This window comes from Photobacterium sp. GJ3, assembly GCF_018199995.1.
Lineage (GTDB): Bacteria > Pseudomonadota > Gammaproteobacteria > Enterobacterales > Vibrionaceae > Photobacterium.
The window spans coordinates 3,336,751-3,363,743 of sequence record NZ_CP073578.1; the positions used below are offsets into that span (position 1 = coordinate 3,336,751).

Annotated in this window: 18 protein-coding genes, 3 tRNA genes, 3 rRNA genes, 2 pseudogenes and 1 riboswitch; of the genes and pseudogenes, 6 read left to right on the plus strand and 20 right to left on the minus strand. The window is 53.1% G+C overall.

Features of this window, described 5'->3' with window-relative positions:
- Positions 1-65 precede the first annotated feature (65 nt).
- A complete protein-coding gene (locus KDD30_RS15595) occupies positions 66-971 on the plus strand; it encodes a DMT family transporter (protein ID WP_211646649.1) in 906 nt (301 codons plus the stop codon).
- A 126-nt stretch (positions 972-1,097) separates the two neighbouring features.
- On the opposite strand, the gene KDD30_RS15600 is transcribed toward KDD30_RS15595, so the two are convergent.
- Positions 1,098-2,300: a multidrug effflux MFS transporter gene (locus KDD30_RS15600; protein WP_211646650.1), complete on the minus strand. Its 1,203-nt coding sequence runs from the start codon at positions 2,298-2,300 to the stop codon at positions 1,098-1,100.
- Positions 2,301-2,420: 120 nt separating this feature from the next.
- Here KDD30_RS15600 and KDD30_RS15605 point away from each other — a divergent pair.
- The 3 genes and pseudogenes from KDD30_RS15605 to KDD30_RS15615 all read left to right on the plus strand — a co-directional run bounded on the left by KDD30_RS15605 (position 2,421) and on the right by KDD30_RS15615 (position 6,400).
- Positions 2,421-3,379: pseudogene (locus KDD30_RS15605) on the plus strand (LysR substrate-binding domain-containing protein).
- A 122-nt stretch (positions 3,380-3,501) separates the two neighbouring features.
- Entirely contained in the window at positions 3,502-5,289 is a 1,788-nt protein-coding gene (locus KDD30_RS15610; RefSeq protein ID WP_211646651.1) for an aminopeptidase P family protein, read from the plus strand.
- Positions 5,290-5,467: 178 nt separating this feature from the next.
- A complete protein-coding gene (locus KDD30_RS15615) occupies positions 5,468-6,400 on the plus strand; it encodes a hypothetical protein (protein WP_211646652.1) in 933 nt (310 codons plus the stop codon).
- Positions 6,401-6,481: 81 nt separating this feature from the next.
- On the opposite strand, the gene thiH is transcribed toward KDD30_RS15615, so the two are convergent.
- The 7 genes from thiH to KDD30_RS15650 all read right to left on the minus strand — a co-directional run bounded on the left by thiH (position 6,482) and on the right by KDD30_RS15650 (position 12,625).
- On the minus strand, positions 6,482-7,606 hold the full coding sequence (gene thiH / locus KDD30_RS15620; protein WP_211646653.1) for a 2-iminoacetate synthase ThiH: 1,125 nt from the start codon (positions 7,604-7,606) through the stop codon (positions 6,482-6,484).
- A 9-nt stretch (positions 7,607-7,615) separates the two neighbouring features.
- Complete coding sequence (locus tag KDD30_RS15625) at positions 7,616-8,386, minus strand: thiazole synthase (RefSeq protein ID WP_211646654.1); 771 nt, start codon at positions 8,384-8,386, stop codon at positions 7,616-7,618.
- Position 8,387: 1 nt separating this feature from the next.
- The gene (gene thiS, locus KDD30_RS15630; protein ID WP_211646655.1) at positions 8,388-8,597 is read right to left on the minus strand and encodes a sulfur carrier protein ThiS; all 210 of its coding nucleotides are present in this window, start codon (positions 8,595-8,597) and stop codon (positions 8,388-8,390) included.
- Positions 8,594-9,352 carry a HesA/MoeB/ThiF family protein gene (locus KDD30_RS15635; protein ID WP_211646656.1) on the minus strand — a complete coding sequence of 253 codons (759 nt, stop codon included), beginning with the start codon at positions 9,350-9,352 and terminating at the stop codon, positions 8,594-8,596. Before KDD30_RS15635 ends, thiS begins: the two co-directional genes overlap by 4 nt.
- A 3-nt stretch (positions 9,353-9,355) precedes the next feature.
- Positions 9,356-9,997, minus strand: a complete 642-nt coding sequence (gene thiE / locus KDD30_RS15640; RefSeq protein WP_211646657.1) for a thiamine phosphate synthase — start codon at positions 9,995-9,997, stop codon at positions 9,356-9,358.
- Positions 9,994-11,922 carry a phosphomethylpyrimidine synthase ThiC gene (gene thiC / locus KDD30_RS15645; protein ID WP_211646658.1) on the minus strand — a complete coding sequence of 643 codons (1,929 nt, stop codon included), beginning with the start codon at positions 11,920-11,922 and terminating at the stop codon, positions 9,994-9,996. Before thiC ends, thiE begins: the two co-directional genes overlap by 4 nt.
- A gap of 125 nt (positions 11,923-12,047) precedes the next feature.
- Positions 12,048-12,145, minus strand: a riboswitch (TPP riboswitch).
- A gap of 57 nt (positions 12,146-12,202) precedes the next feature.
- Positions 12,203-12,625, minus strand: coding sequence for a universal stress protein (locus KDD30_RS15650; RefSeq protein ID WP_211646659.1), 423 nt, complete (start codon positions 12,623-12,625; stop codon positions 12,203-12,205).
- 107 nt (positions 12,626-12,732) lie between these two features.
- On the opposite strand from KDD30_RS15650, the gene crcB reads away from it, so the two are divergent.
- Positions 12,733-13,116: a fluoride efflux transporter CrcB gene (crcB, locus tag KDD30_RS15655; RefSeq protein WP_211646660.1), complete on the plus strand. Its 384-nt coding sequence runs from the start codon at positions 12,733-12,735 to the stop codon at positions 13,114-13,116.
- Between the two features lie 176 nt (positions 13,117-13,292).
- Here the strand turns inward: crcB and KDD30_RS15660 are convergent.
- The 12 genes and pseudogenes from KDD30_RS15660 to KDD30_RS15715 form a co-directional block, all read right to left on the minus strand.
- Positions 13,293-13,369: transfer RNA gene (locus tag KDD30_RS15660), tRNA-Trp, on the minus strand.
- A 207-nt stretch (positions 13,370-13,576) separates the two neighbouring features.
- A tRNA-Asp gene (locus KDD30_RS15665) sits at positions 13,577-13,653 on the minus strand.
- 41 nt (positions 13,654-13,694) lie between these two features.
- Positions 13,695-13,810, minus strand: a 5S ribosomal RNA gene (rrf, locus tag KDD30_RS15670).
- A gap of 242 nt (positions 13,811-14,052) precedes the next feature.
- Positions 14,053-16,937, minus strand: a 23S ribosomal RNA gene (locus tag KDD30_RS15675).
- Positions 16,938-17,209: 272 nt separating this feature from the next.
- Positions 17,210-17,285, minus strand: a tRNA-Glu gene (locus KDD30_RS15680).
- Between the two features lie 67 nt (positions 17,286-17,352).
- Positions 17,353-18,904: ribosomal RNA gene (locus KDD30_RS15685) — 16S ribosomal RNA — on the minus strand.
- The 16S, 23S and 5S rRNA genes sit together here with 3 tRNA genes alongside, the layout of an rRNA operon.
- A 453-nt stretch (positions 18,905-19,357) precedes the next feature.
- Positions 19,358-19,881: pseudogene (gene hemG, locus KDD30_RS15690) on the minus strand (menaquinone-dependent protoporphyrinogen IX dehydrogenase).
- A 10-nt stretch (positions 19,882-19,891) separates the two neighbouring features.
- Positions 19,892-21,349: a TrkH family potassium uptake protein gene (locus KDD30_RS15695; protein WP_211646661.1), complete on the minus strand. Its 1,458-nt coding sequence runs from the start codon at positions 21,347-21,349 to the stop codon at positions 19,892-19,894.
- A 29-nt stretch (positions 21,350-21,378) separates the two neighbouring features.
- Entirely contained in the window at positions 21,379-22,005 is a 627-nt protein-coding gene (locus KDD30_RS15700; RefSeq protein ID WP_211646662.1) for a YigZ family protein, read from the minus strand.
- A 119-nt stretch (positions 22,006-22,124) separates the two neighbouring features.
- Positions 22,125-22,595, minus strand: coding sequence for a hypothetical protein (locus KDD30_RS15705; RefSeq protein ID WP_211646663.1), 471 nt, complete (start codon positions 22,593-22,595; stop codon positions 22,125-22,127).
- Between the two features lie 6 nt (positions 22,596-22,601).
- Positions 22,602-24,263: a S8 family peptidase gene (locus tag KDD30_RS15710; RefSeq protein ID WP_211646664.1), complete on the minus strand. Its 1,662-nt coding sequence runs from the start codon at positions 24,261-24,263 to the stop codon at positions 22,602-22,604.
- Positions 24,248-24,484 carry a hypothetical protein gene (locus KDD30_RS15715; protein ID WP_211646665.1) on the minus strand — a complete coding sequence of 79 codons (237 nt, stop codon included), beginning with the start codon at positions 24,482-24,484 and terminating at the stop codon, positions 24,248-24,250. Before KDD30_RS15715 ends, KDD30_RS15710 begins: the two co-directional genes overlap by 16 nt.
- A 342-nt stretch (positions 24,485-24,826) precedes the next feature.
- On the opposite strand from KDD30_RS15715, the gene fadB reads away from it, so the two are divergent.
- Entirely contained in the window at positions 24,827-26,989 is a 2,163-nt protein-coding gene (gene fadB / locus KDD30_RS15720) for a fatty acid oxidation complex subunit alpha FadB (protein WP_211646666.1), read from the plus strand.
- Positions 26,990-26,993: the final 4 nt, after the last annotated feature.

The following is a 26,993-nucleotide window of genomic DNA, read 5'->3' on the forward strand; positions in this document are numbered from 1 at the left end:
GGTTTTTACGGCAGGAGACCAACAACGATCCTGCCACCCCACCGCCAGCAGCAGGAAGCCGCAGTATGCAGGAAAAGAAAGCGCTCGGATTCGGCCTCGCCGCCGTCCTTTTATGGTCCACCGTCGCCACCGCCTTCAAAATCACTCTGAATTATTTTTCACCCGTTCAGATGGTGGCTGCGGCCAGCGTCGTCTCTGCGATTGCCCTGCTGGTGATTGCCGGTTTTCAGGGCAAGCTCAGCCTGCTGCTGCCAACACTGCGTGCCCGGCCGTTTTATTACCTGATGCTCGGCCTGATCAATCCGTGCATCTATTATCTGGTGCTGTTTCAGGCCTATGAATTACTGCCGGCCTCGCAGGCCCAACCGCTGAATTACAGCTGGGCGATCACCCTGACGCTGATGGCTGCGGTTTTTCTCGGTCAGAAAATCCGGCCGCAGGACTGGGTGGCCTGTCTGTTCGGTTATCTGGGCGTGGTGGTGATCGCCACCAAAGGGGATCTGATGGCGTTGCAGTTCGACAGTCCGCTCGGCGTCACGCTGGCCCTGCTGTCGACCCTGCTCTGGGCACTGTTCTGGATTCTGAATACCAAGAATCAGGCCGATCCCGTCGTGGGTGTCCTGCTGGGTTTTCTGCTGTCGCTGCCGTGCTCGGTCGGTCTGAGTCTCGTGATGGGCGGCTGGCAACCCATTCCCTGGCAGGGCTGGCTGGCTGTGACTTATGTCGGCCTGTTTGAAATGGGGATCACCTTTGTGCTTTGGCTCAACGCCATGAAGCTGACGCGCAATACCGCCAAACTGAGTAACCTGATCTTCCTGTCGCCTTTCATTTCTCTGATGCTGCTGGCCACCATCATTGGCGAGACAATCCATCCGGCAACCTTAGTGGGTTTGGTGATGATTATCATCGGCCTGCTGATTCAGCAATGGCGCGGTAAAGCCAAGTCCGAAGATGCCAACGCCTCCTGCTGAGTGAGTGGAACAAATACCTGAAAAAAAGGCCTGTCACCAAGTGACAGGCCAAGCGAGAGTTGAAGGGTTGTCGAGACCCAGCGCCTTTTTCGGGCGTCTAGTTATATGCCAAAAATGGTTCTGTTGTTATTCCTGAGCCGGAGCCGGATGCCACTGGCGACCGCGACGGGACAGCAAAATCAGCAGGCCCGGCAACAGCATCAGCATCTGGAACGTCAGCAGCAGCGGCGGTGTCAGATCCAGTCGCTGTGTCAGGCTGACCATCAGGCCCGCACCGCTCATCTGGAACAGGCCCAGCATCGCCGCAGCGGTTCCGGCACGGTCGCCAAACGGAGCCAGCGCTTTTCCGGCCGCCGACCCCAGCACAAAAGCAAAGCCAAACGAGCTCATGAAGATCGGCAGCATAAAGGCCCAGGCTGTTGAGATATCTTTCAGAATCAGCATCATCCCGCCAGACACCGTCAGCATCGCCAGACCAGACATCAGAGTCCGGCGGGAGCCCACCTTATCCATACATTTCGGCGCGACCATGCAGGCAATAATATTGAGCACAGCATTGATACCGAACCACAAGGTGAACTGACCCATGTCCAGCCCCAGATGCACCATCAGCCACATCGGCGCTGAAGTCACATAGGCAAGAATCACCGCCATCGCCAGCATGGCCATGGAAGCATGAAAGACAAACACCGGCTCACGCAGCACAGACACATAGCGGGACGGACTGAACATCGCACCGCTGACAAAGGTATCTGCCGGACGGGTTTCCTTGAAGAAAGTCGTCAGCAGCGCCCCGGCCACTACCGCAAACCCCGCCATAAAGCTGAAGTTAGCGCGCCAGCCGAATTCATGGGTCAGCCAGGAGCCCAGCAGAGGAGCCAGCGCCGGAATAAAACAAATTGCACCGTTCAGATAACTGATCATCCGGCCGCTCCGCTCCGGACCAAAACTGTCCCGCACGGCGGCAAACGCAGCCACCGACGTCGCACAGGCACCGAAGCCCTGCAGGAAACGGGCAAGCAGCATGATATCCAGCGACTGCGCCACATAGGCCAGCGTGGAACTCATGGCATACACAGCCACCCCGATCAGGGCGATGGGACGACGACCAAAACGGTCCGCCAGCGGGCCGGCAAAGACCTGTCCAAGACCCAGGCTGAACATAAACCAGGTCACCGTATCCTGAACCAGCGTTGCATCCACGGCAAAACTATCGGCCATGGCCGGAAGCGCAGGCAGGTAAATATCGATAGCCAGCGGGCTAAACAGCACCAGCAGGACCATCAGTGCCACGATGCGGCGGTTTGATGCAGACGATTCAGGCTTCATTCACAGGTTCCTCTCCAAAGACCGCGCCAGTGTAAGGACTTCGTGATATGAATTAAAATGGTTTATATTCACTGTGAAGTTTCCATTTTGGAATATCTTAACCGAATCACGGATCTTGCAATGACTGTAGATAAACTCGCCCGGCTCGACCTGAACTTGCTGGTCTGCCTGCATGTCCTGCTGCAGGAGTGCAGCGTCACCCGTGCGGCACAACGCCTTTGCCTGAGCCAGTCGGCTGTCAGCAAAAGTCTGGCGCGGCTGCGCGAGCAGTTTAATGATGCCCTGTTCGTCCGCAGCGCCCATGGGTTGCTGCCGACCCCCGGGCCAAAAGCCTGCAACCTGTGCTGGAAAAACTGTTGCAGGACATTGAAAACCTGACCGAACCGGCGGAGTTCGTACCGCAAAACAGCGACCGGCATTTCAAAATGTCACTGGTTGAAAGTGCCTACCCGCTGCTGATGCCGCGCTTTCTGGGGGAAATTTTCAGTCAGGGGCCGAACATCCTGCTGGATACCCATGCCTGGGAGCCGGACACGTTCGATAAAATGCTGCGCGGCGAAATCGACTTTGGGATCACCGGCAAAGATCTCAATCCGCTGGATGCCCAACTCACCCTGATGCCCCCCAAGGGGATTCTGTTTCAGGAACTGCACCGCGATACCCAGCGCTGTATCGTGCGGCCCGGCCATCCGGTTCTGGCGCTGCATGCGGATGGGCAGTGGAATCAAAGCAATTACCTGCGTCAGCGACATATTCAGGTCCGCTGCGGCCGGGATGACCGCTGGCTGCTGGACTACAAACTGGCAGAGCAGGGCTTGCAACGCGATATCGCCATGTATGTGCCAGACTTTAACAGTGCCGCCAGCCTATGTACCCATACTGACCTAATTTTTACGGCCCCCAGCCATTTTGCCGATTATGTCGCGGCTCAGCTCAATTTGGTCGTGTTGCCATTACCCACAGCACTTCCTGCTATGGCGTACACGCTTTTCTGGCCAAAACATCAGGAAAATGACTCAGGCCATAGATGGTTAAGGCAGATCATCGTTAACGGATGCCGCGAATTGTCTAGCCGATAATTGCAGGCGCCAGCCAAAAGCGCTACCGTAACCGGATCAGCTTGCTGCCGTCGTCAGGGTGATTAAGGCACAGGCTTGGCGCATCCCCCTGGGATGACCTCAACAAAAAGGAATAGAGACAGATGCAATCAGTGATTTCTCAACGCGTGGCACAGATCCGCGAGTGGCTGGCCGCAGAACAGCTTGACGCTCTGGTGATCCCGCATGAAGACGAATTTCTGGGTGAATACATCCCGGAACACAATGAACGCCTGCTGTGGGCAACCGGGTTTACCGGCTCTGCCGGTGCAGCCGTCATTGCCCGTGATAAGGCTGCCGTCTTCGTGGATGGCCGTTATGTGGTTCAGGTTCGTAAACAAGTGCCGGGCGACGTGTTTGAGTACCGTCATCTGATCGAAGAACCACCGATGCACTGGGTGGAAACACAACTCGCTTCGGGCAGCAAAATTGCCGTCGACCCGCGCCTGCACAGCGGTGCCTGGCTGAAGCGTACTCAGCAAACCCTGAACAGCGATCTGACGCTGGTGCTGCTGGAAGCCAATCCGATTGATACGCTGTGGGCAGATCGCCCAGCCCCTACTCTATCGGATGCCCGCCTGATGGGGCTGGATTTCGTCGGCCAAAGCAGCAGCGACAAACGCGCTAAGATTGCTGCCAGCCTGCAAAAACAAAAGGCTGATGCCGTTCTGCTGACTCAGCTCGACAGTATTGCCTGGCTGCTGAACGTACGCGGCAGTGATGTTGCCTGCTTGCCTGTGCTGCTCTCCGCAGCCATTCTGCACAACGATGGCAGCGTCGATTTCTTCATTGATCAGGCCCGTCTGCCAGCTGAGTTTGCGGCACACGTCGGCGAAGGTGTCCGCGTTCAGGCTCCGGAAACCCTGAAAAACAGCTTAAATGCCCTGCAAGGAAAACGCGTCCTGCTCGACCCGGCCACCAGCAATGCCTGGGCCGGACAAACCCTGCGTGACGCTGGCGCCATCATCCTTGAAGGCGCAGATCCCTGCATGCTGCCAAAAGCGGCGAAGAATGCCACCGAAGTTGCTGGCATGAAGGCCAGCCATATCCGTGATGGCGTTGCGGTTTCCAAGTTCCTGGCCTGGGTCGATCGTCAGGTCGCAGACGGTAAATTGCTGGATGAAGCGACGCTGGCCGACCAGCTGTGGCAATTCCGCATTGAAGACCCAAGCTGTACGGATGTCAGCTTCGACACCATTTCTGCAGCAGGCGGCAATGCCGCCATGTGTCACTACAATCACAATAATCAGCCTGAGCCAGGTGTGCTGGAAATGGACAATGTCTATCTGGTGGACTCCGGCGGTCAGTACCCGGACGGCACCACAGATATCACCCGGACCATCGCCATCGGCACGCCGGGCGAGGAAGTGAAGCAAACCTTCACGCTGGTCCTGAAAGGCCATATCGCGCTGGCCAGTGCCCGTTTCCCGCGCGGCACCACAGGTTCGCAGCTTGATGCACTGGCCCGCCAGCATCTGTGGGCTTATGGCTTTGATTTCGACCATGGCACCGGCCATGGCGTCGGCCACTTCCTGAATGTGCATGAAGGCCCGCAGCGGATCTCCAAAGCACCGAACCCAACCGCGCTGCTGCCGGGTATGGTGCTGTCGAATGAGCCGGGCTACTACCGTGCCGATGCATTCGGCATCCGGATCGAAAACCTGGAACTGGTGGTGGAAGTGGCAACCGAAGGCGACATGACAGTGCTGGGCTTTGAATCCCTGACCCGTGCGCCGATTGACCGTCGTCTGGTGGATCTCAGTTTACTGAACGATGTCGAGCTGGACTGGCTCAACACCTATCATCAGAAGGTCTTTGATGTGATCAGCCCATCTCTGGAAGGTGCCGATCTGGACTGGCTGAAACAGGCAACGGCACCGATTCATCGCTAAGCGCTCGTTCCGAGGATGCTTCTGAAAGTCCGGCCATCGTGCCGGGCTTTTTTTTATGGATCGCCGTTCATGCGGCGTCACGTAAGAAACAGCCACTATTAACTCTTTTCACACCAAACATTCACCCGTTAGCATGCCTGACTGAAACGATAATTAATGAAATTCATAAGGTTATGTCATGAAAAAACCACTCTTACTCGTCCTCCCTTTCTTATCGCTGAGCGCGTTTGCCAATACCAATCCTCATCTGGACATATACAATAAAGCGATCAGCCAGACCATTTACAAAGGTCAGCGGGTCAACATACCGGTCAAATTCAATCTGCCGACTGACCGCCGCCATCTGGTGACGCTGGGGTTTGACAACAATGAACCCCGGGCGGTGGACTGTAAGATCGAAATTTATAATGCAGCGAACCAGCGCGTCCATAATCTGGATTGTCGCCCTGGCCGCGGCGAACATGCTTTCGAGACGCCTATCGCGTACTGGCAGGATAATTACCGCGCGATCATTTCATTGTATAACGCAGATTTCACGCAGGGCAGCCAGCGCTTTGAAGGAAACTTCCGGTTCAATTACGGCGAAAGCACATCCATTGACAACGATCACCTGCCCACCTGGTGGAAAAAGACATATGACGTGGTGGGTCTGGATGCCAACACAGATCACGATGGTGACAATTTTACCCTGCTGCAGGAATATTTCGGGAACAGCAAACCGAATGACGCCACCAGCTTTCCGGATCACGATCCGGTGATCGATTTCGATGAGACGCTTTCAGCCGGGACATCAATCTATGCCCGCTTCGGCACTCCGGTCACGAAGACCGTTGAAATCACACCCTACAACAACAAAAAAGTAAAATCGCTGGAGCTGATCGTCGAGACCACTGCCAACGCTCGCAACCAGTCGGTAGTCGCTTTCTTCTACGACGAAAACAACGAACAGATTTACCCGAGCTACCTGAAATACCCATCCGGTAAACTCTCGGTGTTCTTTGAACAGCCTGTCGAAGTTCAGAAACTGAAAATTGAACTGACCGCCAAACATTTCTCATCCAACATCCATGCGCGTTACGACGCCAAGGTTAACGCCGTCTTTACGGAATAATCCGATTGAATCCATAAAAAAACAGGCTGAAGTTATGCTTCAGCCTGTTGTTTCAGAGCTCCTGTGCCAGGGTTCATCAGGTCAGGATGACTGAACCCCGGAATACGCGGGATGCCAGTCCTTCCACACCACTTCAAAACCGTGCTGCTTCACCGAATGTGCAACATCGGCGACAGCTCTTTCATCACTGATCGCGAATTGCTCCAGCTCCGGTTCGTCATCGGCATAGCCGCCCGGCTGGGTTTTCGAACCCGCAGACATGCTAGTGATCCCAAGCGGCAGTACATTGTCGCGAAAATGCGGAGATTCCCGGGTCGACATCGACAATTCCACTTCCGGATTAAACAACCGGTAAGCGCAAATCAGTTGCACCAGCTGGCGATCGTTCATCACTGATTTCGGTTCTAAACCACCGGTACATGGCCGCAGGCGCGGGAACGAAATCGAATAACGACTCTGCCAGTACGTGCGTTCCAGATAATCCAGATGGCTGGCGACAAAGAAGCAATCCGTGCGCCATTCCTCCAGACCAATCAGCGCACCAATGCCGATTTTATCGATCCCTGCCCGGGCCAGCCTGTCCGGGGTCTCCAGCCGGTATTCAAAGTCCATCTTATTGCCGCGCAAATGATGCTGAGCATAGGTCGGAGCGCTGTAAGTTTCCTGATACACCATCACCGCATCCAAACCCAGAATTTTCAGTTCGGCATAATCGTCCTGATCCAGCGGCTGGACTTCCATTGATAAATAGCTGAAATGGCGCTTAATCGCCGGGACAGTCTCACGGAAGTAGTCCATCCCGACCTTACGCTCATGCTCTCCCGTCACCAGCAGCACATTGTCAAAATTCATGGCCTTGATCGCGTCGCATTCCCGCTCAATCTCTGCCAGATTCAGGGTACGGCGCTTGATCTTATTTTCCATGGTAAAGCCACAGTAAGTACAGCTGTTCGCACAGAGGTTCGACAGATACAAAGGCACATAAAACCCGATGGTCCGACCAAACCGCTGCCGGGTCAGGGCTGCCGACTGCTGGGCCATCTGCTCCAGATACGGCTCTGCCGCCGGGGAAATCAGCGCTTTGAAATCTTCCAGATCCCGCTTGCGGCGGCTCAGCGCCCGCTCAACATCGGCGGCCGTCTTGCTGTAAATCGACATCCGGACATCATCCCAGTCCAGTTGCCGCCATACATCGACATAACTCATGGGGCCTCCTTAGCTGCCGGCATCCAGAAATGCGGTCAGCGGACTGGAAGCCACCGCCTGATTGACGGTGCCCGCAAGGCCCGCCTCAAACGCCATCCGACCGCTTTCCACTGCCAGTTTAAAAGCCCGGCCCATGGCAATCGGATCGGCAGATGCCGCGATGGCCGTATTCACCAGCACCGCATCCGCACCGCGTTCCATCGCCTCAGCCGCATGAGAAGGCGCACCAATCCCGGCATCCACAATCACAGGGACGCGCGCCTGATCGATAATGATGTCGAGAAAATCCCGCGAAGCCAGCCCCTTGTTTGAGCCAATCGGCGCCCCCAGAGGCATGACCGCAGCACAGCCCACCTCTTCCAGGCGCTTGCACAACACAGGATCAGCATGGCAATAAGGCAACACAATAAAGCCTTGCTGTACCAAGGTTTCTGCCGCGGCAAGGGTTTCAATCGGGTCTGGCATCAGGTACTTGGGATCCGGATGAATTTCCAGCTTCAACCAGTTGGTGCCCAGCGCCTCCCGGGCCAGTTGCGCGGCAAAAATCGCCTCTTTGGCATTTTTGGCCCCCGAAGTATTGGGCAACAGATTGACACCAGCCTCCCGCAGCGGGGCAAGAATATCGTCATCCCGGTTTTCAATGTCGACCCGCTTGAGTGCCATGGTCACCAGCTCAGAGCCGGATGCCAGAATTGACTGTGCCATCGCGTCCCGGCCGGCATACTTACCGGTACCGGTGAAAAGACGGGAAGAAAATGTTTTATCAGCAATGGTCAGCATCTTAACCTCCGGCAATGGCTTGAAACAGGGCAATGGTATCGCCATCACTGAGCCGGGTATCAGCCCAGCTGTCGCGACTGATAATGCCTTGATTGAGTGCAACCGCCGTCGCATCCAAAGGCAGCGCGAGTTGTTCCAGCAATTGCAGCAGCGATGTTTCGGCTGTCAGTTGCAGGGCTTTGTCGTTCACTTGAACGGTCATCGTGGTCATAAAGATTCCTTACTGCATACAGGACATTGCGGGTTCATCGGCAGTCCAAATTGCTGCCATTGCAGGGTTAGTGCATCAAACTGGCGAAACTGGCCGACACCGGGCTCACCGCTGCCCGTAATGGCTTTGATCGCCTGCAGGGCCTGAAATGTCCCCATAATGCCGACCACAGGTCCGGCAATCCCGGATTCACTGCAGTTCTGCGGAGCTTTCATCTCGCCGTTCGGAAACAGGCAGTGGTAACAGGGCCCCTGCTGCGCGCGAAAGTCAAAACTCATCAGTTGCCCCTGCCAGCGGATCGCCGCGGCAGAAATCAGCACTTTCTGATGGGCAAAACAAGCCTGATTGATCGCATGACGACTGTCGAAATTGTCGGTACAGTCAAGCACGACATCAGCCAGACTGATTTCCATCGCCAGTTGCAGTTTGGCCAGATTTGCCGTGACGGCACGGGCACGGATATGCGGGTTCAGCGCTTTGACCTGCGCGACTGCCGCCTGCGCTTTGCTTTCTCCCTGATGCCGATCGCGGTAGATAATCTGACGCTGCAGATTCGAGCGCTCGACCCGATCGCCATCCGCAATCACCAGACTACCCACACCTGCGCCGGCAAGATAGAGCGCAGCCGGTGCGCCCAGACCACCCGCACCGATAATCAGAACCTTCGCCTGCTCAAGGGCCTGCTGACCCGACTCACCAATCTCGGGCAACTGCACCTGACGGTGATAGCGCATAAATGATTCATCAGACAACACGGTTCACCTCACCAGTTTGTCTGCGAAGGCTAACAATGCCTGCGCTGTATCCGGGGCGACAGTCACGGCACGCACCACAGCGATACTGGAGACGCCGGTCTGCCAGACTGCATCGACGTTGGTCAGGTCAATGCCGCCAATCGCCACGGTCGGGAATCGGCCCCCAACGGTCGCCAGATGTTCTGACAACTGCGCAACGCCTTGCGGCGGGGTTGGCATCTCTTTGGTCGGGGTCGGGAAAATATGGCCAATCGCCACATAACTGGGTGCGATCGCCATACCACGCTGAAGCTCTGCTGCGGTGCGGGTTGAAACGCCCAGACGGATCCCGGCAGCCCGCAATGCATCCAAATCAGCAATATCCAGATCTTCCTGTCCCAGGTGTATACCATAAGCACCGTGCTTCAGAGCAAGTTGCCAGTAATCATTGATAAACACCTGTGCCTGATACGCCCGTCCCAGACGGATGGCCTCAATGATTTGTGCTTCCAGTTCAGGATGCGCCGGATCCTTGATACGTAGCTGAACGGTTTTCACCCCTAACGGCAACAACTGAGCAATCCAGCGAACATCATCCACCACGGGATAGAGCGGCCCGATGCCGCCCTCCATCGCAGGAAATCCCTGTTTTACATCACCACTCATGCCTGCTCCGCCTCATGGTTTTTTGCCTGATGATACAGCTCGCTGCCTTTCTCACGGAATTCCTCTGCCTTCTGACGCATCCCTTCCAGCGGGTCCTCAAGCATCTGAATCACCTGCGCTTCTTCATTCGCTTTGGCGTACTCGCGCACTTCCTGAGAGATTTTCATCGAACAGAATTTCGGACCGCACATCGAGCAGAAATGTGCGACCTTGCCGGATTCCTGCGGCAGCGTTTCATCGTGATAAGCACGGGCAGTATCCGGGTCGAGGCCCAGATTGAACTGATCTTCCCAGCGGAACTCGAACCGCGCCTTAGACAGCGCATTGTCACGTACCTGTGCCCCCGGATGGCCTTTCGCCAGATCCGCGGCATGCGCACAAAGCTTGTAGGTGATCAGGCCGGTTTTGACGTCATCCTTATTCGGCAGACCTAAGTGCTCCTTCGGCGTGACGTAGCACAACATGGCACAGCCATACCAGCCAATCATGGCCGCGCCGATCCCCGAAGTGATATGGTCATAACCCGGTGCAATATCCGTGGTCAGCGGGCCCAGGGTGTAGAAAGGCGCTTCATCGCAGTGTTTGAGCTGCTCTTCCATGTTCTCTTTGATCAGATGCATCGGGACATGCCCCGGTCCTTCAATCATCACCTGAACATCGTATTCCCACGCAATTTTGGTCAGCTCACCCAAAGTTCGCAGTTCACTGAACTGCGCTTCATCGTTCGCATCGGCCACCGAGCCCGGACGCAGACCATCGCCGAGTGACAGAGAAATATCGTACTGGGCACAGATCTCGCAAATCTCGCGGAAATGCTCATACAGGAAGCTTTCTTTATGATGGGCCAGGCACCATTTCGCCATGATGGAGCCCCCACGGGATACGATGCCCGTGACACGCTTCGCTGTCATCGGTACAAACCGCAGCAAGACACCGGCATGAATAGTGAAGTAGTCGACGCCCTGCTCTGCTTGCTCCAGCAAGGTATCGCGGAACACTTCCCAGGTCAGATTCTCGGCAATACCGTTCACTTTCTCCAGCGCCTGATACATAGGCACCGTGCCGATAGGCACCGGGCTGTTGCGAATGATCCACTCACGCGTTTCATGGATATTACGTCCGGTCGACAGATCCATCACGGTATCGCCGCCCCAGCGTGTCGACCAGACCAGCTTCTCCACTTCTTCTTCAATGGAAGACGTCACCGCAGAGTTACCGATGTTGGCATTCACTTTCACCAGAAAGTTCCGGCCGATAATCATCGGCTCCGATTCCGGGTGGTTGATGTTCGACGGAATAATCGCCCGACCTTCGGCGACTTCTTTGCGTACAAATTCAGGGGTAATGTCTTTAGGCAGGTTTGCCCCGAAGCTTTGTCCCGGGTGCTGCTGGTTGAGGACCTCATCCCGGTAACGGGCGCGTCCCATATTTTCGCGAATTGCGATATATTCCATTTCCGGTGTAATGATCCCCTGACGGGCATAATGCATCTGTGTCACACACTGACCTGCCTGAGCGCGACGGACGCGGGCACGATGTGAAAAGCGAAGCTCATCCAACGTGTCATCCGCCAGACGTTCTTTGGTATACGCTGAACTCAGTTCATCCAGCAGTTCGGTATCACTTCGTTCTTCAATCCAGGATTCACGCAGTTTCGGCAAACCCTGATAGATATCGATGGCCTGTGCAGGGTCGGTATAAAAGCCGGAGGTGTCGTAGACACGAATCGGCTCATTCGGTTCAAAGATCGGGTTATTTTTATCACCACCGACTAATGAATCAGCCTGAGAAATTTCCCGCATCCCGACACGGATATCGTCCCGGCTGCCGGTTACATAGATTTTTCGTGAATTGGGATAGGCTTGGGTGGTGAGAGAATCAATGAATTGTTTCGCTTCCAGTCTCGCTTGTTTGCGACTCGACATAGCAATTTCCTTTTATCCATTTCAGGGAAGTTGCTTGGCGGATGGGCGCGTAAACAAGAGGCAGACACAAGTAGGGCGTGTCGCATCGTCTGATACAGCTGCTATCACGAAAAGATAGCAAGGCAGAAGATTTTTCTCTTGTTCCCTTCGCAGATACTAATCTGATCAGGTTCAACGGATCCCGCGATGCGGTCTCAGCCAGTTGGCACTCCGACAAGTTGAGCCACGAGTATATGCAAGACGGCGGCTTCCAGCAAGCAGCAGCTGATGTTTTATCCACTCAGCGGATCACCAGCAGATCGCAGTCGAGCTTCTGAGCCAGATGATGATGAAGATCGTTCAGCCAGAGTATCTCGTGCCGGGTACGGCCAATAATCACCAATTCAGCCTTCACCTGATGGGCCAGCTTTGTGATTTGTGCTGCAATGTCCCCATCTGCCAGATGAATCGCCCGAACCGGCAGAGGGGAATGCTGCGCCAGCTCAGACAGTTGTTTCATCCTTTTTTGCTGCTGTGCGTTGTGTGCTTCTTCCAGTTGTAATTCAATATCCAGAAAACTGACCTCCCCGGCACCTGGTTCGACATAGCCCAGAAAGTAATCCGCCTGATGATGTGAGGCAATCACACCGGCTTTCACCACCTGCTGTTGCGCCTGCGGATGATCCGGATTCACCGCCAGCAATACGCTCTTATACAGCCTCATCTGATCTCCTTCGCCATCATTCTTTTTTTGCCTGCTTTCAGGCATTCAACATGGGCTCCATTTCATGCTATTAGTATGGCTGAACATTTTATTGTCAGAGAAAACCTATGAATCAATTGATGACGCTGAGTTTCATTGCCGCAGGCGGTGCTTTAGGTGCCTGCAGCCGTTACCTCATTGCTGAGCTCTGCGTAGTCCTGTTCGGACGGGGATTTCCTTACGGTACACTGGCGGTCAATGTGATCGGTTCACTGATCATGGGGGCTCTGATGTCTGCGCTGAACCAAGGCTGGATTGCAGCAACCCCGTGGCGACCACTGATCGGTCTGGGCTTTCTGGGCGCACTCACGACCTTTTCCACTTTTTCAATGGACAACCTGATTCTGCTTCAGCAAGGTGCTCTGGTGAAAGCTGGGCTTAATATCCTGCTCAATGTCGTCCTGAGCCTCGCTGCCTGTTTTCTGGGGTATCAGTTGCTCCAGCGCGGATAATGCTGCTGAGTGCCTTGTAACGCCGAGGATAAACGACATCAACCTCGTTCAGAAGTGGGCTTTATTTCGCAGGGGATGACGGATCGACCGGGCTGGCGCTCCAGCCGCCGACATCAGCGCAACGCGCTGAACCTCAGATACGACAAAGCCCCGTCCGGAGACGAGGCTTTTAAATTTGGCAGGGGATGACGGATTCGAACCGCCGACATTCGGTTTTGGAGACCGACGTTCTACCGGACTGAACTAATCCCCTAGAAGTGATGAGTATTGTATACAGCTTGGCGAGAATTACCAGCCCTAGATCCTGAAAATGATTCATTGCTTTATCAAGCGCTTATAAAAACAGCAGCTTGACGTCGCGTTCAATCCAGCATTCCGGCCCGCAACCAAAGTACGCAGTACTTTTCGGAAGTCCTGATATGAAAAAAGCCCCAGTCTTTCGACTGGGGCTTCTAAGAAGTGGCGGAGCGGACGGGACTCGAACCCGCGACCCCCGGCGTGACAGGCCGGTATTCTAACCAACTGAACTACCGCTCCACACGGTCGAAACCAGAGTGACTCTGATTTCTAAATAGGGTGCCTGGCGATGTCCTACTCTCACATGGGGAGACCCCACACTACCATCGGCGCTGCTGCGTTTCACGTCTGAGTTCGGCATGGGATCAGGTGGGTCCACAGCGCTATGGTCGCCAGGCAAAATCGGTGTGATCATCCCGCTGGTGAGAATCAATCCTGACGGCATTGCCTGCCTCCTTCACTCAGTTATGTACTCATGTACACGCCTTCGTTCAGTGCGTGGGCGGCTTTGTCAGCCTTGATTCTTCCTGCGCTACCCTGGGCACGCAGTTCGGGACAATCTCTGGAAAACTGTCTAGTGTTCTCAGCACATCATTCAAGTGCTTATGGAGTCCGTACTTCAAACCCTTTGGGTGTTGTATGGTTAAGCCTCACGGGCAATTAGTACAGGTTAGCTGAGCGCCTCACAACGCTTACACACCCTGCCTATCAACGTTCTAGTCTCGAACAGCCCTTCAGGAGACTTAAAGTCTCAGGGATGACTCATCTCAGGGCCAGCTTCCCGCTTAGATGCTTTCAGCGGTTATCTGTTCCGAACTTAGCTACCGGGCAATGCGTCTGGCGACACAACCCGAACACCAGCGGTTCGTTCACTCCGGTCCTCTCGTACTAGGAGCAACTCCCTTCAATCATCCAGCGCCCACGGCAGATAGGGACCGAACTGTCTCACGACGTTCTAAACCCAGCTCGCGTACCACTTTAAATGGCGAACAGCCATACCCTTGGGACCGACTTCAGCCCCAGGATGTGATGAGCCGACATCGAGGTGCCAAACACCGCCGTCGATATGAACTCTTGGGCGGTATCAGCCTGTTATCCCCGGAGTACCTTTTATCCGTTGAGCGATGGCCCTTCCATTCAGAACCACCGGATCACTATGACCTGCTTTCGCACCTGCTCGAACCGTCATTCTCGCAGTTAAGCGGGCTTATGCCATTGCACTAACCTCACGATGTCCGACCGTGATTAGCCCACCTTCGTGCTCCTCCGTTACGCTTTGGGAGGAGACCGCCCCAGTCAAACTACCCACCAGGCACTGTCCGCACCCCGGATAACGGGGCGACGTTAGAACATCAACACGACAAGGGTGGTATTTCAAGGACGGCTCCACAGATACTGGCGTACCTGCTTCGAAGCCTCCCACCTATCCTACACATGTAGGGTCAATGTTCAGTGCCAAGCTGTAGTAAAGGTTCACGGGGTCTTTCCGTCTAGCCGCGGGGACGCAGCATCTTCACTGCGATTTCAATTTCACTGAGTCTCGGGTGGAGACAGCGTGGCCATCATTACGCCATTCGTGCAGGTCGGAACTTACCCGACAAGGAATTTCGCTACCTTAGGACCGTTATAGTTACGGCCGCCGTTTACCGGGGCTTCGATCAAGAGCTTCTCCGAAGATAACCCCATCAATTAACCTTCCGGCACCGGGCAGGCGTCACACCGTATACGTCATCTTTCGATTTTGCACAGTGCTGTGTTTTTAATAAACAGTTGCAGCCACCTGGTATCTGCGACTGCCAGCAGCTCCAAGAGCAAGTCTCTTCACCACCGGCAGCGTACCTTCTCCCGAAGTTACGGTACCATTTTGCCTAGTTCCTTCACCCGAGTTCTCTCAAGCGCCTTGGTATTCTCTACCCGACCACCTGTGTCGGTTTGGGGTACGATTCCTTACTATCTGAAGCTTAGAGGCTTTTCCCGGAAGCATGGCATCAATGACTTCACCACCGTGGTGGCTCGACATCGGGTCTCAGCCTTAAAGATGGTCCGGATTTGCCTAAACCATCAGCCTACACCCTTGAACCGGGACAACCGTCGCCCGGCCCACCTAGCCTTCTCCGTCCCCCCATCGCAATAGTAAGCAGTACGGGAATATTAACCCGTTTCCCATCGACTACGCCTTTCGGCCTCGCCTTAGGGGTCGACTCACCCTGCCCCGATTAACGTTGGACAGGAACCCTTGGTCTTCCGGCGTGGAGGTTTTTCACCCCCATTGTCGTTACTCATGTCAGCATTCGCACTTCTGATACGTCCAGCATGCCTTACAGCACACCTTCAGCCGCTTACAGAACGCTCCCCTACCCAATACGATAAATCGCATTGCCGCAGCTTCGGTGTATCACTTAGCCCCGTTAAATCTTCCGCGCAGGCCGACTCGACCAGTGAGCTATTACGCTTTCTTTAAATGATGGCTGCTTCTAAGCCAACATCCTGGCTGTCTGAGCCTTCCCACATCGTTTCCCACTTAGTGATACTTTGGGACCTTAGCTGGCGGTCTGGGTTGTTTCCCTCTCCACGACGGACGTTAGCACCCGCCGTGTGTCTCCCGGATAGTACTTACTGGTATTCGGAGTTTGCAAAGGGTTGGTAAGTCGGGATGACCCCCTAGCCTTAACAGTGCTCTACCCCCAGTAGTATTCGTCCGAGGCGCTACCTAAATAGCTTTCGGGGAGAACCAGCTATCTCCAGGTTTGATTGGCCTTTCACCCCTAGCCACAAGTCATCCGCTAATTTTTCAACATTAGTCGGTTCGGTCCTCCAGTAAGTGTTACCTCACCTTCAACCTGCCCATGGCTAGATCACCTGGTTTCGGGTCTAATCCCAGCAACTGTACGCCCAGTTAAGACTCGGTTTCCCTACGGCTCCCCTAGATGGTTAACCTTGCTACTGAAATTAAGTCGCTGACCCATTATACAAAAGGTACGCAGTCACCCCGAAGGGCTCCTACTGCTTGTACGTACACGGTTTCAGGTTCTATTTCACTCCCCTCACAGGGGTTCTTTTCGCCTTTCCCTCACGGTACTGGTTCACTATCGGTCAGTCAGGAGTATTTAGCCTTGGAGGATGGTCCCCCATCTTCAGACAAGATAACACGTGTCCCGTCCTACTCGTTTTCACGTTTAAGGTATCGTCGGTTACGGGGCTGTCACCCTGTATCGCGGCACTTTCCAGAGCCTTCACCTGACACAAAAAACGCTTAAGGGCTAATCCGGTTTCGCTCGCCGCTACTGCCGGAATCTCGGTTGATTTCTCTTCCTCGGGGTACTTAGATGTTTCAGTTCCCCCGGTTCGCCTCACCAGGCTATGTATTCACCTGATGATAACTGCTTATGCAGCTGGGTTTCCCCATTCGGAAATCGGTGACTCAAGTGGCTCTTACTGCCTCATCACCGCTTATCGCAAGTTAGTACGTCCTTCATCGCCTCTGACTGCCCAGGCATCCACCGTGTACGCTTAGTCACTTAACCATACAACCCCAAAGGGTCTGTATCGCAAACAACCAAGGTTTGATTTGTTTCGCCGGACTCACTTTATCTTCACTTTGAAAAGTGAAGATAAAAAATACAAGACACTTGAATGTGTATTGCTTGAGAACTCTGTTTCTTTCGAAACAGTTTGATTCAATCGTCATATCGATTGAATTACTAGTCAGCTTTCCAGATTGTTAAAGAGCATGTGCATCTTTTCTCCAGAGAGAAAAAACCACTTTCTAATCACACTCGTAAGTGCAGTTAGAAAGTGGCGTCCCGTAGGGGAGTCGAACCCCTGTTACCGCCGTGAAAGGGCGGTGTCCTAGGCCTCTAGACGAACGGGACACGATGCGTCTTTACATTTTAACCAGGCAATCTGTGTGGACACTGCGTCAACAACGCAGTCTTTAGGTAAGGAGGTGATCCAGCCCCAGGTTCCCCTAGGGCTACCTTGTTACGACTTCACCCCAGTCATGAACCACACCGTGGTAAACGCCCTCCCGAAGGTTAAGCTATCTACTTCTGGTGCAGCCCACTCCCATGGTGTGACGGGCGGTGTGTACAAGGCCCGGGAACGTATTCACCGTGGCATTCTGATCCACGATTACTAGCGATTCCGACTTCATGGAGTCGAGTTGCAGACTCCAATCCGGACTACGACGTACTTTGTGGGATTCGCTCACTATCGCTAGTTGGCTGCCCTCTGTATACGCCATTGTAGCACGTGTGTAGCCCTACTCGTAAGGGCCATGATGACTTGACGTCGTCCCCACCTTCCTCCGGTTTATCACCGGCAGTCTCCCTGGAGTTCCCACCCGAAGTGCTGGCAAACAAGGATAAGGGTTGCGCTCGTTGCGGGACTTAACCCAACATTTCACAACACGAGCTGACGACAGCCATGCAGCACCTGTCTCAGAGTTCCCGAAGGCACCAATCCATCTCTGGAAAGTTCTCTGGATGTCAAGAGTAGGTAAGGTTCTTCGCGTTGCATCGAATTAAACCACATGCTCCACCGCTTGTGCGGGCCCCCGTCAATTCATTTGAGTTTTAATCTTGCGACCGTACTCCCCAGGCGGTCTACTTAACGCGTTAGCTCCGAAAGCCAGTGTTCAAGACACCAACCTCCAAGTAGACATCGTTTACGGCGTGGACTACCAGGGTATCTAATCCTGTTTGCTCCCCACGCTTTCGCATCTGAGCGTCAGTCTTTGTCCAGGGGGCCGCCTTCGCCACCGGTATTCCTTCAGATCTCTACGCATTTCACCGCTACACCTGAAATTCTACCCCCCTCTACAAGACTCTAGCATGCCAGTTCCAAATGCGATTCCGAGGTTGAGCCCCGGGCTTTCACATCTGGCTTAACACGCCGCCTGCATGCGCTTTACGCCCAGTAATTCCGATTAACGCTCGCACCCTCCGTATTACCGCGGCTGCTGGCACGGAGTTAGCCGGTGCTTCTTCTGCAGCTAACGTCAAAGATGGTATCTATTAAACACCACCTCTTCCTCACTGCTGAAAGTGCTTTACAACCCGAAGGCCTTCTTCACACACGCGGCATGGCTGCATCAGGGTTTCCCCCATTGTGCAATATTCCCCACTGCTGCCTCCCGTAGGAGTCTGGACCGTGTCTCAGTTCCAGTGTGGCTGATCATCCTCTCAGACCAGCTAGGGATCGTCGCCTAGGTGAGCCGTTACCCCACCTACTAGCTAATCCCACCTGGGCCAATCTTAGCGCGCGAGGCCCGAAGGTCCCCCGCTTTGCTCCGTAGAGATTATGCGGTATTAGCCATCGTTTCCAATGGTTATCCCCCACACTAAGGCATGTTCCCAGGCATTACTCACCCGTCCGCCGCTCGCCGCCCATCAACGCACCCGAAGGATTATTGATGTCGCTGCCGCTCGACTTGCATGTGTTAGGCCTGCCGCCAGCGTTCAATCTGAGCCATGATCAAACTCTTCAATTAGAATTTTGTTGCCTCTCCGAAGAGAAGCGGCTCAGTGATTACTGATGTTTCAACCGAAGTTGAAACGAATTGACTGTGCCGGTAACTCTTTCAAGAAAGTGCTACCAATTGGTCACTCAGTTCACTGATAAAATCTTTTGACTGTATCATTGTCGAGTGCCCACACAGATTGCATGGTCAAATTGTTAAAGAACTTTGCCAGATTCGCGCTTTGCTCCTCGTGGACAGGGCGGCCATTCTATCGAAATGAAAAACCGTGTCAAACACTTTTTTCAATCTATTTCAGAACAACTTTCCCGTGAACCTTTGGTTTTCAGCTTTCTTTGCCGTAACCCCGTTCAGTGAGGCGGCATTATAGGGACTTTCTTTCAGGGCGCAAGCGCATTTTTAAGATTTTTTTGTTTTTTCTTTTTTTCGGACAAAAGTTAACCAAAACCGCCTTTTTTTTGCCCTTCAGAGTTGCTTAAATGCCTTTGAAAAGGCGGAAACACGTTTCCAGTCCGTATATTCCACTTCTTTTGTCGTATCCGTTTCCCCACCGGTCATTCGCATAATGAACCGAATCATGGTGCGATCGAACCAGTTATACCTCGGATAACGCAGTGCGCCGGCAAAGACTTCCAGTAAATCAGGACGCCAAGGGGACTTCTGTAAAAACTTCTGCATATACACACTGGTCTCGGGCGTATCTTTACCCGGTTTTCTTGCTGTCAGGTTCACACAGTAAAAAGCCACTTTCTGTGCCTCAAGCTGTACCTGATGGTGTGCAATGAACTGATATAACTTTTTGTTCAGATGTCCGTAACGGACAGAGGCCCCATAAGGACTTTGCTGTACTGAGCAAAGTTGATCTCTGGCAACTGATGAATATCCAGAACGTCACACTGAAACTCTGAGCCCAGCTCCTGCTCTATCTGTCTGAGTATTTTGATGGTCTGCCCTTCACGACTGGAGTGCAGCATCAGCACCTTTTCCATAATGATCTCCTTAGTTACGCCAGAATGTCGGGGTAAACAGAACCAGTAGCGTAAAGACTTCAAGGCGGCCAAACAACATGGCGACAATTAAGGTCCACTTCGCAGCGTCATTCACTTCACCAAAATGAACTGAAACCTGGCCCAAGCCCGGCCCCAGATTGTTCAATGTTGCAGCGACGGCCGAAAATGCAGTCAGTTCGTCCATGCCGGTTCCAACCAACACCAGCATACACATCACAAATACCAGCGCATAAGCAGAGAAAAAACCCCAGACCGCATCGACCACTCGTTGTGGCAAAGCCTTATTCCCCACTTTAATGGTGTACACCGCTCGGGGGTGCACCAGACGCTTCAGCTCACGCACACCCTGTAAAAACAGCAACAACACTCGAATCACTTTGATACCACCACCGGTTGAGCCGGCGCATCCGCCTATAAAAGAGGAGAATAAAAGCAGCACAGGCAAAAACAGCGGCCACTCAGAAAAACTGGTGGTCGTAAATCCAGCCGTCGTCGAAATCGATACCGTCTGAAACAGCGCCTGATCCAGTGTCTCCCACCAGCTGTCGTAAGTGTGGTGCTTCATCAGTAAGCTGTAGCAAATCGCAAACAAAATCACCTGCACCACCAGAAAGGCTTTGAATTCAGGATCGCGAAGATAGGTTCGCAAATGCGTTCCCCGATTTGAAAAGGCTGCAAAGTGCAATGAGAAATTACAGGCAGAGATCAGCAAGAAGACGACGGTCACCATATTGATCGCAGGGCTGTTGTAATGCCCGATACTGGCGTCATGCGTCGAAAACCCGCCAATGGCAACCGTAGAAAAGCTATGGGCTATCGCATTAAACACATCCATTCCGGCAGCCCAGAAAGCCACAGCGCAGGCGATGGTCAGCGTCAGATAGATGTACCAGAGCGTCTTCGCGGTTTCTGCGATCCTCGGGGTCATCTTACTGTCTTTCACCGGGCCCGGAATTTCAGCACGGTACAACTGCATACCCCCGATGCCCAGCACCGGCAAAATCGCGACAGCTAGGACAATAATCCCCATCCCGCCGAACCATTGCAGCATCTGACGATAAAAAAGAATCGCCTTCGGCAAAGCATCCAGTCCGACAATCACAGTTGCCCCGGTCGTTGTCAGGGCGGAGAAAGATTCAAAAAATGAGTCTGTAAAGGAGAGGTCCGGGTTTTTCGACAGAATAAAAGGCACAGCCCCGGCACTGCCGATAACGGTCCAGAATAAAACAACAATCAGAAATCCATCCCGGGCTTTCAGTTCTCGCCGGTGATGCCGGTTAGGTAGCCACAGTGCCGCACCACCCGCCAGTAAGATAAAGAAGGTCACCACAAAGGGAAAACCTGCACCATCCCGGTACAGTAAGGCGATAAAGGCTGGAACCAGCATGGTGACACTAAACAGTGCCAGCAGCAGGCCAACGATACGGATAATGGAACGAATTTGCATAATCTTGCGGGCGCTCAGTCTAGTTTGTTTTATAAAGCCGTGTTTGCGTCCTGAATCCGAATCCGGTCGCCACTGCGATTTATCAGACAGGTCTTAAAGTCCTCAACCCGACGACTGTCGATCTCAATCAGCAAAGTGACATCCGCGCCATAGTCGGCTTTTGTCACGTCAGCGCCATACTCAGCCATTACAGCTTCTAATAAAGGCACCTGATTATACGCACAGCACAGATAAATCGGTGAAGTAATCACCTTTTCTTTGGACACGAGCACAGAGAGAGCTTGCTGAACGCCGCCACCATAAGCTTTCACCAAACCGCCAGTTCCCAGACGGATCCCACCATAATAGCGCGTGACCACTGCAGTGATCTCCCCGACCCCAGAACCACTCAATTGAGCCAGAATCGGTTTTCCGGCTGTGCCGGAAGGCTCGCCGTCATCACTGAATCCCCACATCATTGAGTCTTCCGGACGCCCCGCCACAAAAGCCCAGCAGTTGTGGCGCGCATCACCATGACGGGTTTTGATGGTCTGAACAAACGCTTTGGCAGCCTCTATCCCGGACGTATGCGCCAGATAAGTGATAAACCGACTTTTTTTAATTTCTTCCTCGGTCACAACCGATTCTGCCGGGATAAGATAAGGAGCCTGTGCCATGTCTTCCTTTTCGCGATTCACGTCATACAAAAGCGCAAGAATAGCACAACCTTGCTCTGTGTCTCACAGCATCAAAAAAAGGAGCCGAAGCTCCTTTCTTTCACCATGCACAGCCTGAGTTACTGCGGCTCATTGAGCTGTTGATTGAGTTCCAGCGCGACCTGCTCGACCTGGTGGCTTTGCTCCAGTTGCTCCAGTAAAGGCAGCAGGTTCACCCCCTCTTTGGCTTTCAGCAACGCGATCTCATCACCGGTAAAGACCAGTTCCAGCTGATGCTGTGCTGCAAATGCCGCGACATGCACACCCGGCTCCAAACGGATCAGGAAGCTGCCGGTGATCTCAACCGCTCCTTCGGTTGAATTCACTGCGACCAGCTTGTCGCCTTTCCGCAGAATGGGATTGACCGACAAAGAACGTTTCTGCCGCGTTTCCCCTGCCAGATTCTCGGACAACTGTTGATAAGCAACGCCATTAATCATCAAAATGTCGCCACGCCCCTGAGAAAGCGATTCAGCCAATGGAAGCGACGAATCATCCGCCAGCAACGGTGCAGCAAATAATAATGACGTACACAGAATTAAAGTTTTCATAATAATTTACCCCTGATGACCGAAGAAACGAATATCCCATGATTTCAGCACACCGTCCTGAGTGTTGTTTTGCTGGCTGAACAACAACGGTTGTTGATTATTGGGTTCCGCGAGCCAATGAGAAACGGCCTGATTCGTATCCCGAACAACCAGTTGCCATCGCCCCTGTGCAGATTCACCATAAAAATGGTTTGACAGCAGGAGTTGCTGCTCAAAACCGCGCACATTCTCATTCACGGACTGCCCGACTAACCCTGAACGTGGCGACAGAATGACACTGCGCGTCCCTGAGGGTGAAACGAGCTCTATCGCCAGATCGTGCACTCGCTCATGATCGATATCAACTTTGACCTGAACCGCCTCGACCACAAAGTCACTGGCCTGCTGATAGTTGCTCACCGTACCGGCCAGATCGGCATCCGGAATATCATTGGTCGCTGTAATGCGGTACCACGGTGAGATCGTCAATGGCGGTAACGCGTCTGGGTAGGTTTGAGCCATGGCAACCGCATCATCGATATTCACCCGGCCAAATCCATAGAAGTTGTGGAAATCATAGCCCGCGGCATTGGTTTGCCAGCCCGGAATCGCGGAATAAGTCATTTCCGCTTGATTTGAGTCGGTAAAAGTTAGATTCACACCAGGATGGTCCGGGTCAATCTTCGTCGCCGTTGATGCCAGAATATGTTTGATATCACGCCAATTTAAGTCTGGGTTGGCAGACATAATCATGGCAACCGCACCCGATGTATTTGGCGCAGCAGAAGAAGTGCCGTTCATCACACCGTTATAATCACACAAGGGATCCATTTGATTGCCGCCATGCAGCCCATTGGTCAGACGATTCACCGTATTGTAACCCGCATCACAGCCTGAGATATCAGTCGTAATCATTGCTGGAGAGGCCGTACCGTATTCTCCACCGGGTGCAGAGACAAATACATTCGAACCCACGGAAGAGTAAGAAGAACGTACGCCATTGGCATTCACTGCCGACACCACTAAATTCCAGAAGTTGGCATTGTCTGAAGTGATGTTACTGTCCTGCATTGGTAGGCCATGGTTCGCCGGACCAACACGCTGACTATCATAATAATCCCCTGGCAAAATACGGGTATTCCCCAGGGTTTGATCGAAAGTCATACGGAAACTTTGATAACTATTTCCCGCAGATTTCACGAAAATACTGCCCAAACCAGAATGCGACTCCCGAGTTACCCGTTCGTATGATTGCTCTTTCAACGCTGTATTCAAATTATTCAGATCGTACTTAACAGGCACCATCGTTGAAGCACCATAGCTTTGGTTAAATACACGGACATCAGCCGTATTCTCAGCTTCCCCATGCGACAGCAACCAAGCCCCCATCGATTGATATTTCAGCCAGTTAAATCCTTTCAAGCCCGCATAGGGTGCAACGCCGCGAACACCGATATCATTCCAGCCAACTGCAGCTGCAATCCCAGCGACTGACGTGCCGTGTGCATCATTTGGGTTATCCGGTGTGGGGTCATCGTCATTATTGAGCACATCACGAGATCCCGGACGGATATTCGCAGCCAAATCCGGATGTCCAATTTCAAGGCCATCATCAATGACTGCAATCGTCACGCCCTGCCCGCGAACTCGATTATCATGACTGACATACAAATTCATATCCTGGCCCACAATACCTCCAGAGAGCGAAAATGCGGTTTGACCAAAATTTCGTAAGTGCCATTGATGTATATAGAGGGATCAGAAGGAAGCGAATTCAGCACCCCGAACCTCTCAGCATCAGCATCCAGTGCTGGAGCCGGAGCGGATTGGGGCAATATCGTAGCATGACCAACTGACGGTAAAAACGCCACCGTTACCATGACTGGTAGTGATTTCAGCATTGTCTTCATGAGTGTATCCTTATGTAATTGAACTCATTTTACTTCACCAGAAAACATGCCAAAAACTAATGTAAAGTCAGTATTAGTATCTACCTCAAACCAATTTCATCGATGAATATAATGAAATTGCTCGCAAACATCGTTCAAAAAACAACCACCCCCAAGACGAAAATGACCCAATCTATTTCTGTGAATCAGTTTTTCACAGCATATTGATAACAAGTTTAAACAATTGTTTAAAATAGGTGTTGAAATCGCATTACAACAGGTTCAGACTAATCTTTAATCTGGTTGCAGGTCAAACCAGTCAAAATCAAACCGGCAATGCACCGGTATTCACGGAGATAGAACATGATTTACCAAGGTGAAACCCTGTCCGCACGCTATCTGGAGGATGGCATTGCGGAAATCAACTTCAATGCACCAGGCAGCGTGAATAAGCTGGATCGCAAGACCCTGGAAAACCTCAGTGAAGCTATCAACGCCCTCTATCAGCAAAATGATCTGAAAGGTGTTCTGCTAACGTCCGGTAAACCTGCTTTTATCGTCGGTGCAGATGTCACCGAGTTTCCGGACATCATGACACAGGAAGCCGAGACGCTTTCCAGCTGGCTGGCAGATGCCAATGCTATTTTTAATCGTCTGGAAGATATTTCTGTCCCGACTGTTGCAGCCGTCAACGGCTTTGCACTGGGCGGCGGCTGTGAATGTATCCTGGCGACAGATATTCGTGTGGCTGACACCACGGCACTGGTTGGCCTGCCAGAAACCAAACTGGGTATCATGCCAGGCTGGGGTGGCTCTGTTCGTCTGCCTCGCCTGATCGGTGCTGACCCGGCCATGGATATCATTGCAGCCGGTAAAGCGAAGAAAGCTCCGGAAGCACTGAAACTTGGGCTGGTTGATGCCGTTGTTGCACCCGAAGCCCTGCATGATGCCGCACTGACGATGCTCAAAGATGCCATCGCCGGAAAACTGGACTGGCAATCCCGCCGTGCTCAAAAACAAGCACCACTTAAGCTGAACAAAATTGAAGCGACGATGAGTTTCACCATGGCCAAAGGCATGGTGATGCAAGTGGCTGGTCCACACTATCCTGCGCCAATCACCGCCGTGAAGTGTATTGAAGAAGCGGCAGGCATGCGCCGTGATGAAGCACTGAAAGTCGAAAACAAAGGATTTGTTGCGCTGGCAAAAAGCGAGGTGGCCCCTGCACTGGTTGGCATCTTCCTGAATGACCAGTACATCAAAGGTAAAGCCAAACAAGCCGCCAAAGAAGGCAAAGAGACCCAACGCGCCGCCGTTCTGGGTGCCGGGATCATGGGCGGCGGTATTGCCTATCAGTCTGCCCTGAAAGGTGTGCCTGTCATCATGAAAGACATCGCACAGCCTTCACTGGATCTGGGCATGACCGAAGCATCCAAGCTGCTGAACAAACAATTGGAACGCGGCAAACTGAATGGCCTGAAGCTGGCAAAAATTCTGGCATCCATTCAGCCAACCCTGCACTACGCCGGGATTGAAGAAGCCGATGTCATCGTTGAAGCCGTCGTTGAAAACCCGAAAGTAAAAGCTGCGGTGCTGGCTGAAGTAGAAGATCGTGTGAGTGAAGACACCGTCATCACTTCGAATACCTCGACCATTCCAATCAACGTGCTGGCAAAATCACTCAAGCGCCCGGAGAAATTCTGTGGCATGCACTTCTTCAACCCGGTACACCGCATGCCGCTGGTTGAAATCATCCGGGGTGAACACACATCAGAAGAAACCATTTCCCGTGTGGTGGCTTACGCGGCCAAGATGGGCAAATCGCCGATTGTTGTGAATGACTGTCCGGGATTCTTCGTGAACCGTGTTCTGTTCCCTTACTTTGCCGGTTTCAGCCTGCTGCTGCGTGACGGTGCCGACTTCACCAAAGTCGATAAAGTCATGGAGAAGAAATTCGGCTGGCCGATGGGCCCTGCTTACCTGCTGGATGTTGTGGGGATTGATACTGCGCACCATGCGCAAGCGGTGATGGCGGAAGGCTTCCCTGAGCGCATGGGTAAAGACTACAAAGATGCTGTCGACGTGATGTATGAGAACCAGCGTCTGGGTCAGAAGAACGGCAAAGGCTTCTACGCTTACTCCGTTGATAAAAAAGGCAAGCCGAAGAAAGATGCAGCGCCGGAAGTTGCGAGCCTGCTCACCCCGGTTGTCAGCCGCGCGGCCGACTTCAGCGATGAAGACATCATCGCCCGCACCATGGTACCGATGATCAACGAAGTGGTTCGCTGCCTGGAAGAAGGCATTATTGCCACGCCAGCAGAAGCGGACATGGCACTGGTTTATGGCCTGGGCTTCCCTCCGTTCCGTGGTGGCGTGTTCCGTTATCTGGATGCGATGGGTCTGGCGAACTATGTCGCGATGGCCGATCAGCTTGCTCACCTTGGCGCTGTGTACGAAGTGCCGGCCGGTCTGCGTGAAAAAGCAGAGCAAGGCGAACGCTATTACAACGCAACCGTAAACGCTTAAGGAC